Annotated in this window: 8 protein-coding genes; all 8 read right to left on the bottom strand. The window is 42.0% G+C overall.

Annotation, left to right across the window (positions count from 1 at the left end):
* Positions 1 to 855, bottom strand: an 855-nt coding sequence (locus AC29Z1_RS07050) for a bifunctional riboflavin kinase/FAD synthetase (protein WP_488270752.1), incomplete at its 3' end; no start/stop codon positions are given.
* 122 nt (positions 856 to 977) lie between these two features.
* A complete protein-coding gene (truB, locus tag AC29Z1_RS07045; protein WP_488270753.1) occupies positions 978 to 1,859 on the bottom strand; it encodes a tRNA pseudouridine(55) synthase TruB in 882 nt (293 codons plus the stop codon).
* Positions 1,859 to 2,827, bottom strand: a complete 969-nt coding sequence (locus AC29Z1_RS07040) for a DHH family phosphoesterase (protein ID WP_488270751.1) — start codon at positions 2,825 to 2,827, stop codon at positions 1,859 to 1,861. Before AC29Z1_RS07040 ends, truB begins: the two co-directional genes overlap by 1 nt.
* Before the next feature lie 5 nt (positions 2,828 to 2,832).
* A complete protein-coding gene (gene rbfA / locus AC29Z1_RS07035) occupies positions 2,833 to 3,189 on the bottom strand; it encodes a 30S ribosome-binding factor RbfA (RefSeq protein ID WP_488270750.1) in 357 nt (118 codons plus the stop codon).
* A 26-nt stretch (positions 3,190 to 3,215) separates the two neighbouring features.
* Positions 3,216 to 5,699 (bottom strand): translation initiation factor IF-2, encoded by a 2,484-nt coding sequence (gene infB, locus AC29Z1_RS07030; protein ID WP_488270749.1) that lies wholly within the window; start codon positions 5,697 to 5,699, stop codon positions 3,216 to 3,218.
* 166 nt (positions 5,700 to 5,865) lie between these two features.
* Positions 5,866 to 6,171, bottom strand: a complete 306-nt coding sequence (locus tag AC29Z1_RS07025; RefSeq protein ID WP_488270748.1) for a L7Ae/L30e/S12e/Gadd45 family ribosomal protein — start codon at positions 6,169 to 6,171, stop codon at positions 5,866 to 5,868.
* Positions 6,168 to 6,431 carry an RNase P modulator RnpM gene (gene rnpM, locus AC29Z1_RS07020; RefSeq protein ID WP_488270747.1) on the bottom strand — a complete coding sequence of 88 codons (264 nt, stop codon included), beginning with the start codon at positions 6,429 to 6,431 and terminating at the stop codon, positions 6,168 to 6,170. The genes AC29Z1_RS07025 and rnpM overlap by 4 nt, the downstream gene beginning before the upstream one ends.
* Positions 6,428 to 7,507, bottom strand: a complete 1,080-nt coding sequence (nusA, locus tag AC29Z1_RS07015; protein ID WP_488270746.1) for a transcription termination factor NusA — start codon at positions 7,505 to 7,507, stop codon at positions 6,428 to 6,430. Before nusA ends, rnpM begins: the two co-directional genes overlap by 4 nt.
* Positions 7,508 to 7,664: the final 157 nt, after the last annotated feature.

The following is a 7,664-nucleotide window of genomic DNA, read 5'->3' as shown; positions in this document are numbered from 1 at the left end:
ATTAAAAGCAATCTCGGCACGAATGCGGTCAAGAAATTGTACCTGAAGTTGCTCGCCATAAATTACACGATCAAAATCTAAAATATGTATCTCGATCCGGCGCGTTTGCCGGGTAAAAGTAGGATTGTTGCCAATATTAGCTACGCCATTATATTTTACTCCTGAACTGTCAATAACATGTACGGCATAAACCCCATCAGCCGGAACTAAAAGACCTTGAGGAATAGCTAAGTTAGCAGTAGGAAAGCCTAGTTTACTACCCCGTTGATCTCCTTTGATAACTTCTCCAGTTATGCTCACAAAACGACCTAGTAAAACAGCCGCCTGTTTAACTGCTCCTTCTTTAATTAATTGTCTAATAGCAGTACTACTCACAACAGTACCATCAATATCAATCAACTTTACCACGTCGACCTTAAACCCATGTATAGAGCCAGCACGAATTAACGTGGCGGGTGTTCCTGTTACCTGGTATCCATAGGTAAAGTTTTCGCCGACGATCACATGTTTTAAATTAAGATTGTTAACTAACAAGGTAACAAAATTCTCAGGTGATAATTCTAACAGTTGGCTTGTAAAAGGAATATGAAATAAAATGTCAACCCCCAAATCTGCAATTAAATTTACTTTTTCCTGATTGGTTATAATAAGGGGTGGACAATGGTCCGGATTAATGACAGCCAGCGGATGATTGCTAAAAGTAAACACAGAGCTCAAACAATTTGCGTTTTTTGCCATTTCGACAGTACGTGAAATGATTGCCTGGTGTCCAGCGTGAACACCGTCAAAAGTTCCTAGCGCCATATAAATACCCGGATACTGATGTATGTCGTTTATCTGCGTAAAGACTTCCATATTTTTTCTGTTTCTCCTCATTACCGCCTTATACAGAAGGCTGACAAGTAAAGTTGTACAGCCTTCCTATCAGGACAAAAAATTATAAGGGGTGATTTGTGGCAAGTCAATAGTCCGGAGCGCTATCGACCCGGACTTAATATTTTTACCGGCAGTAACATGGAATGACCGTCAGCTCTGCTTAGCCTCCGACCAATACCAATAAAATTCATCTGCCAATCATAGATCTTAACCAAGTCCCCAGCAGATACTTGGCAATAGATACTACGCCCATTTTTAACAGCATTCGCATCTTGTTCGGATAAAATTACAGCAGGCAGATGGGTAAGAACACTTTCAGGCTTTTGTATAGCTTTTTCTTTTAATAAGGCAATTTCCTCGAGAGTTAAAGACTGTTCCAAACAAAAACTGCCCACCCTTGTTCTTACCAAAAAGCTCATGACTGCCAAACAACCTAATTTACGCCCAATGTCAGCACATAATGTCCGTATGTAGGTTCCTTTGGAGCAAGTTACATCAAAGACAATCCCTTGCTCATACTCTGCTACCAATGTAATGGCATGGATGGTAATGGTTCGCGATTTCCGCTCCACTTCCTGGCCTGCCCGTGCCAACTCATACAACTTTTTTCCGCCAATTTTTACCGCTGAATACATGGGAGGAATTTGTTCATGAACCCCCACAAAAGATGTCAGCACATCTTTTATACGTGCTGAAGACGGTCTCGTATATGGAATACTGGTAATAATATGACCGGTGTCATCACCAGTATCGGTTTCGAACCCAAATGTAAGCTCTGCACGATAACTCTTATCTGCTTCTGACAAATACTCCACAAGTCTGGTTGCATTACCTAAAAAAATGGGTAGAACACCAGCTGCCGCCGGATCTAAAGTACCTGCATGGCCAACGCGCTTTATACCATATAATCGGCGAATAAACGCCACTACATCATGGGATGTCATCCCTGGTGGTTTAAGAACATTAATTACACCACTTTGCATCATGTTGTAAAACCTTCAGTTAATTGTTTTTTGGCTGCCTCGACAACCAATGCCTTAGCACGGTCAAGCGGCTCAGTTATCGTACACCCCGCCGCCCGCGCATGACCGCCACCGCCAAAAGAAAGTGCTAATTTACTTACATCTGCTGTTTTTGATCGCAGACTAACCTTAACACTATTAGTATCCACTTCTTTAAACATGACGGCTATTTCGACTCCGTCAATATTACGCGGATAATTAATAAATCCTTCAGTATCATCCCGAAGTTTGGCAAAAACCTCAGATTTAATTGTTATTGTCGCAATGTTGCCGGCATCACCACAATCGATGATTTCAAGTGTCTCAAGCACTTTAGGCAGCATTTCAATAACAATCCTCGGTTTGGTATCCAGATACTCGGAAATTATGTGAGGCCGGGCACCCAGTTCTACCAAATCGGATGCAAATTTAAGTGTCTGGGCTGAAGTATTGGCATAGCGGAAAAAGCCACAATCAGTGGCTATTGCCGTAAACAGTGCTTCCGCCATACTTGGCGTGATTGTAGCCTTTGCTTCTCTGAGCAGCTTGAATATAATTTCTCCAGTAGCAGCAGCCTCACTATCAATATACCAATAGTCCGCAAATTTAAGATTGGTTATGTGATGATCTAGGTTAAGTATCGGAGCAGTAATTAGCGTACTAACCTTTCCAATTCGTTCCCGATCGCTAGCATCGAGCACTACCAATAAATCTGCTTTGCAAATAGCACCTTCAGGCTTTTCTACTTTCTCCCATCCTTGGAGAAAGCGAAAAGCCCGAGGAACTTCATCATCAAGTAACATTCTGACTTGTTTACCTTGTGTTGATAAAAAGCTGTAAAGAGCAAGCAATGAGCCTAACGCATCACCATCTGGCTGAACATGAGCAGTCAATATAATGTTATTGGCTTTGTTTAACAGCATCGTGCTGTCTGCAATAGAAACTTCCATTGCGATTACTGGTTGCCTTCTTCCTGCTTAATTTTCAAGATGAGTTCTTGAATTCGCGCACTATATTCTAGTGACTCGTCAAGATGCAGTGACAGTTCCGGCGTAAATCGTAATCGGATACGTTTGCCAATTTCTGAACGCATATAACCTAATGCTTTTGTTAATCCGGCCCAAGTATCAGCTTTCTGTTCATCACTGCCCATGAGGCTGAGATATATTTTTGCACTACGTAGATCACCAGTGACTTCTACCCTGGTAACTGTTACAAAACCAATTCGAGGATCTTTAAGTTCTGTCAGGATTATCTTGCTAATTTCTTGTTTAATAAATTCCTGTACTTTTTCAACCCGCAGTTGTCCCATAATAATTCCTCCGCCAATTACAACAGTTAGGCCCGCGGTGCTACTTCTTGCATAGTAAAGGCTTCAATAATATCGCCTTCTTTTATATCGCGGAACTTTTCAATAGTTATACCACACTCATATCCTTGCGTAACTTCTTTAACATCATCTTTAAAGCGGCGCAATGATTCGAGTTTTCCTTCATGAATAACAATACCATTTCTCAATATCCGAACCTGACTTGTGTTGGTAATTTTTCCTTCCATTACATAGGAGCCGGCAACGACTGTTTTAGGGATAGAAATGACCTGACGTACTTCTACATGCCCCAATATGACTTCTTTAAACTCAGGAGATAGCATACCAGTAATGGCAGCCTCAACATCATTAATCGCTTCATAGATAACCCGATAGGTTCTTATATCAATTTTTTCGGCTTCTGCTGCTTTACGAGCGTTGCCATCAGGCCGAACATTAAAACCAATGATAAGTGCATTTGAAGCGGCTGCCAACATAACATCAGATTCATTAATAGCACCGACGCCAGCATGGACGATATTTACCCTAACTTCATTATTTTTGATATTAAGCAATGATTGGCGAAGAGCTTCAATCGATCCTTGAACATCTGCTTTAATGACGATGTTCAGGTCTTTCAAGTTGCCCTCTTGGATTTGTTTGAATAAATCATCTAAAGAAACCTTTTGCGACTGTTTAATCTCTTCTGTACGTTTTTTTGCCAACCGTTTCTCCGCAACTGTTCTGGCAATTCGTTCATCAACGGCCATTAAAATGTCTCCAGCCTGAGGTACATCGGCTAATCCTAATACTTCGACCGGAGTAGAAGGTTCAGCTTTTTTTATTTTTTCGCCACGGTCATTAGTCATGGCCCGCACCTTACCATAGGTGGTGCCGGCAATTATGGAATCACCGATTCTGAGTGTGCCTTTTTGTACTAAGACAGTGGCAACAGGTCCACGCCCTTTATCAAGCTTAGCTTCAATAATAGTTCCGTAGGCAAGGCGATTAGGATTTGCCTTAAGTTCAAGCATTTCGGCTACTAATAGAATCATTTCCAGCATGTCGCTAATACCTGTCTTCTGATAGGCTGATACTGGTACCATAATAGTATCACCGCCCCACTCCTCAGGTATCAACTGGTGCTCAGCCAATTGTTGCTTAACACGATCCGGATTGGCGCCTGGACGGTCAATTTTATTAATGGCAACAATAATTGGAACTTTTGCCGATTTAGCATGATTGATAGCCTCAATGGTTTGAGGCATAACTCCATCATCTGCAGCAACAACTAAAACAGCAATATCTGTTACTTGGGCACCACGCGCCCGCATGGAAGTAAAGGCTTCATGACCCGGAGTATCCAGGAAAACGATCTTTTTCCCCTGATACATGACTTGATAAGCACCGATATGCTGGGTAATCCCGCCAGCCTCCTGTGATGTCACATGGGTTTTCCGTATAGCATCTAACAGTGAGGTTTTACCATGGTCAACATGGCCCATAACGGTAACAACTGGTGGCCGGGGTACCATGTCTTTTTCGTCATCTTCAATTTCAGGGATTTCTGTGGGATCTTCTTCCGGTGGAATAGCTTCAACAGTAACACCAAATTCCTCAGCTACAATGCTAGCAGTATCGAAGTCAACTTCCTGATTAATACTGACCATAGTTCCCATCATCATCAGTTTTTTAATTACTTCGCCTGCTTCTCGTCCCATTTTACTAGCTAATTCTTTTACTGTAATCGATTCGCCAATTTTAATATTTTTGGGTTTTGGCATTTCAGTTTTAACCGGAGCCGACTGATTTTTACCAGCTTGGCTTTTTTGCTGGTTAGAGCGTTGCTGGGAATTTTTATTTCCCTGTCCTGCTGAGCGGCGCGAATTATTATTGGCCATACGGCGCTGGTTATTCTGAAGCTGTGAATTTTGCTGTCCCTGATTTCTAGCCTCTGTTCCAGCAGATTGATTATGCTGTTGCCGTTGTTGCCCAGGCTGCTGCGCGACAGTTTGGTGTTTTTGCTGTGAACGTTGTTGCTGCGTATGGGAACTCGTCCGGTTTTGTTGTTGCTGACTGTGGTGTGACGATCTGTTTTGCTGCTGCTGATTGGAATGAGCCGATCTGCTTGGCTGATGGTTATTATGAGCGGACCGATTCTGTTGCTGATTCGTATGAGCTGATCTAATCTGCTGCTGATTCTGATCCGTCCTGCTTGGCGACTGCTCAGCATGAGCAGCAGGCACTTCGCTAGTAGCAGTAGGCTTGGATTTTACGCGTTGTTCAGGGTGTGTCGCAGCTTGAGAAGGCTGCGTAGTTTGAACAGTTGTCGTACTTGGATTATGTTCTCCGGTTTTACGAGCAAATGTTTTTTCGATTGCAACTTTTGCATCCTCATCAACACTGCTCATATGATTCTTGGCAGTAATGTTATGCCGTCCTAAGATATCTATAATAACTTTACTAGTTGTGTTGTATTCTTTGGCTAATTCATATACTCTGTATTTGGACATTGATCCACCCCCATTTTCATTTCTCCCCGCGGATAACATCGGCTTAGTTTCACGTAAATTTTTTACCTTACTGAAACGTTAGCCGCCTAAATCCGAGGATATCCTGGTCTTAACTCTCACTTCAAAAAGATGGGAGGTTCGAACAGGTTACTCATCAGATACATGTTTAGTCTGTTAAAGCACGGACTAACGGCTGGACAAAGCCACTATCAGTAATGGCCACCGCCGCCCGTAATGCTTTGCCAATTGCACCACCTAATTGCTCTTTTGACAATGCATAATAAATATCGATATCCCGGGATTTTGCTTGATATTGATACTCTTTTTTTGTAGCATCAGATGCATCGTTCGCAACTATCAGTAGTTTGGCCTTACCTGATTTGATAGCTTCCTGTACCGCAAAATCACCTGATACTATTTTACCAGCCTTCTGCGCCAATCCCAGAAGTGATATGAGCTGTTTCTCATTCATTGGGTAATCCCAGTCCTAAGCGCATTATAAACAGTTTCATCAATTTGATGTTTAAGTGCTTTTTCCAGACGTTTTTCTTTAAAAGCGGTAGTCAAACACTGCTCACTTTGGCAGATATACGCTCCCCGCCCGGCCTTTTTGCCAGTAGGATCTAGTATTACTTCTCCCTGTGGCGTCCTGACTACACGCAACAATTCTTTTTTGGATTTCATAGTCTGACAGCCAACACACATTCTTAAAGGAATTTTTTTTGGTTTCACTCAGACTCCTCCTGTGCAGAACTTAACGGTGAAATTGATGATTGAGCTGCTTGTGATTCACTCTTAATATCAATTTTCCAACCAGTAAGTTTAGCCGCCAGGCGTGCGTTCTGTCCTTCTTTACCAATAGCGAGTGATAATTGATAGTCTGGCACAACTACTCTTGACATTTTTTCTGCTTCCTGAACCTCTACGGAAATGACCCTGGCAGGACTCAGAGCATTGGCTATATATTTTGCCGGATCGGCATTCCATTTAACGATATCGATTTTTTCGCCTTTCAACTCATTTACAATAGTCTGGACCCTCATACCTTTATGGCCTACACACGCCCCTACCGGGTCCACGGTCTCATCGCGGGAGTAAACTGCAATCTTTGACCTCAGGCCAGGTTCCCGAGCTACTGACTTTAGTTCCACCACACCATCATGAATCTCAGGTACTTCCAGTTCAAATAAACGTTTCAATAGTCCTGGATGAGTTCTAGATACAAGTATCTGCGGTCCTTTGGTGGTTTTTTTGACTTCTACTATGTAGGTTTTCAATCTATCGCCATGTTTGTATACTTCATCAGGAATTTGTTCAGAAGGTGCTAACACAGCTTCAGCTTTGCCTAAATCAATATACACATTTTTTTGTTCAATGCGCTGAACAATCCCTGTTACAATATCGCTTTCTCGATTGGAAAACTCCTCATAAATCATTCCTCTTTCAGCTTCGCGAATCCGCTGAACAACAACCTGCTTAGCGGTTTGCGCTGCAATTCTGCCAAAATTTTTGGGTGTGACTTCTAATTCTACCACATCGTCAATTTCATAACGCGGATCAATCGCTTTAGCCTCTTTTAGTGACAGCTCAAGCCGTGGATCATTTACATTTTCAACAACAGTTTTTCGGGCATAAACATGGATTTCACCAGTATTTCGATCTAAAGAAACCCTAACATTCTGTGCTGAACCAAAATTGCGTTTATATGCTGAAATTAAAGCTGCTTCGATAGCATCAAACAAAACTTCCGGCGCGATTCCTTTCTCTTTTCCTAATTGTTCGAATGCCTGCATAAATTCAGCGTTCATACAATTCCCCCCTATTCAGTTTTCCTAAAACTCAATATGTAATCTGATCTGTGCAACTTTTTCTCTAGGAATATCCACAATTTGTCCATTCACATTAATGCGGACATTTCCGTCAATTAAACCAATCAAATTTCCCACAACCATTTTTTTGCCGTTA

It is taken from the genome of Sporomusa sp. (genome assembly GCF_057736855.1).
Note: the sequence above shows the minus strand (reverse complement) of the source record. Positions and strands in the feature narration are given on the sequence as shown.

Coding starts and splice junctions, on each gene's coding strand:
- infB (WP_488270749.1), bottom strand. CDS start 5,699: ATGTCCAAATACAGAGTATATGAATTAGCCAAAGAATACAACACAACT.
- truB (WP_488270753.1), bottom strand. CDS start 1,859: ATGCAAAGTGGTGTAATTAATGTTCTTAAACCACCAGGGATGACATCC.
- AC29Z1_RS07025 (WP_488270748.1), bottom strand. CDS start 6,171: ATGAATGAGAAACAGCTCATATCACTTCTGGGATTGGCGCAGAAGGCT.
- rbfA (WP_488270750.1), bottom strand. CDS start 3,189: ATGGGACAACTGCGGGTTGAAAAAGTACAGGAATTTATTAAACAAGAA.
- AC29Z1_RS07040 (WP_488270751.1), bottom strand. CDS start 2,827: ATGGAAGTTTCTATTGCAGACAGCACGATGCTGTTAAACAAAGCCAAT.
- nusA (WP_488270746.1), bottom strand. CDS start 7,507: ATGAACGCTGAATTTATGCAGGCATTCGAACAATTAGGAAAAGAGAAA.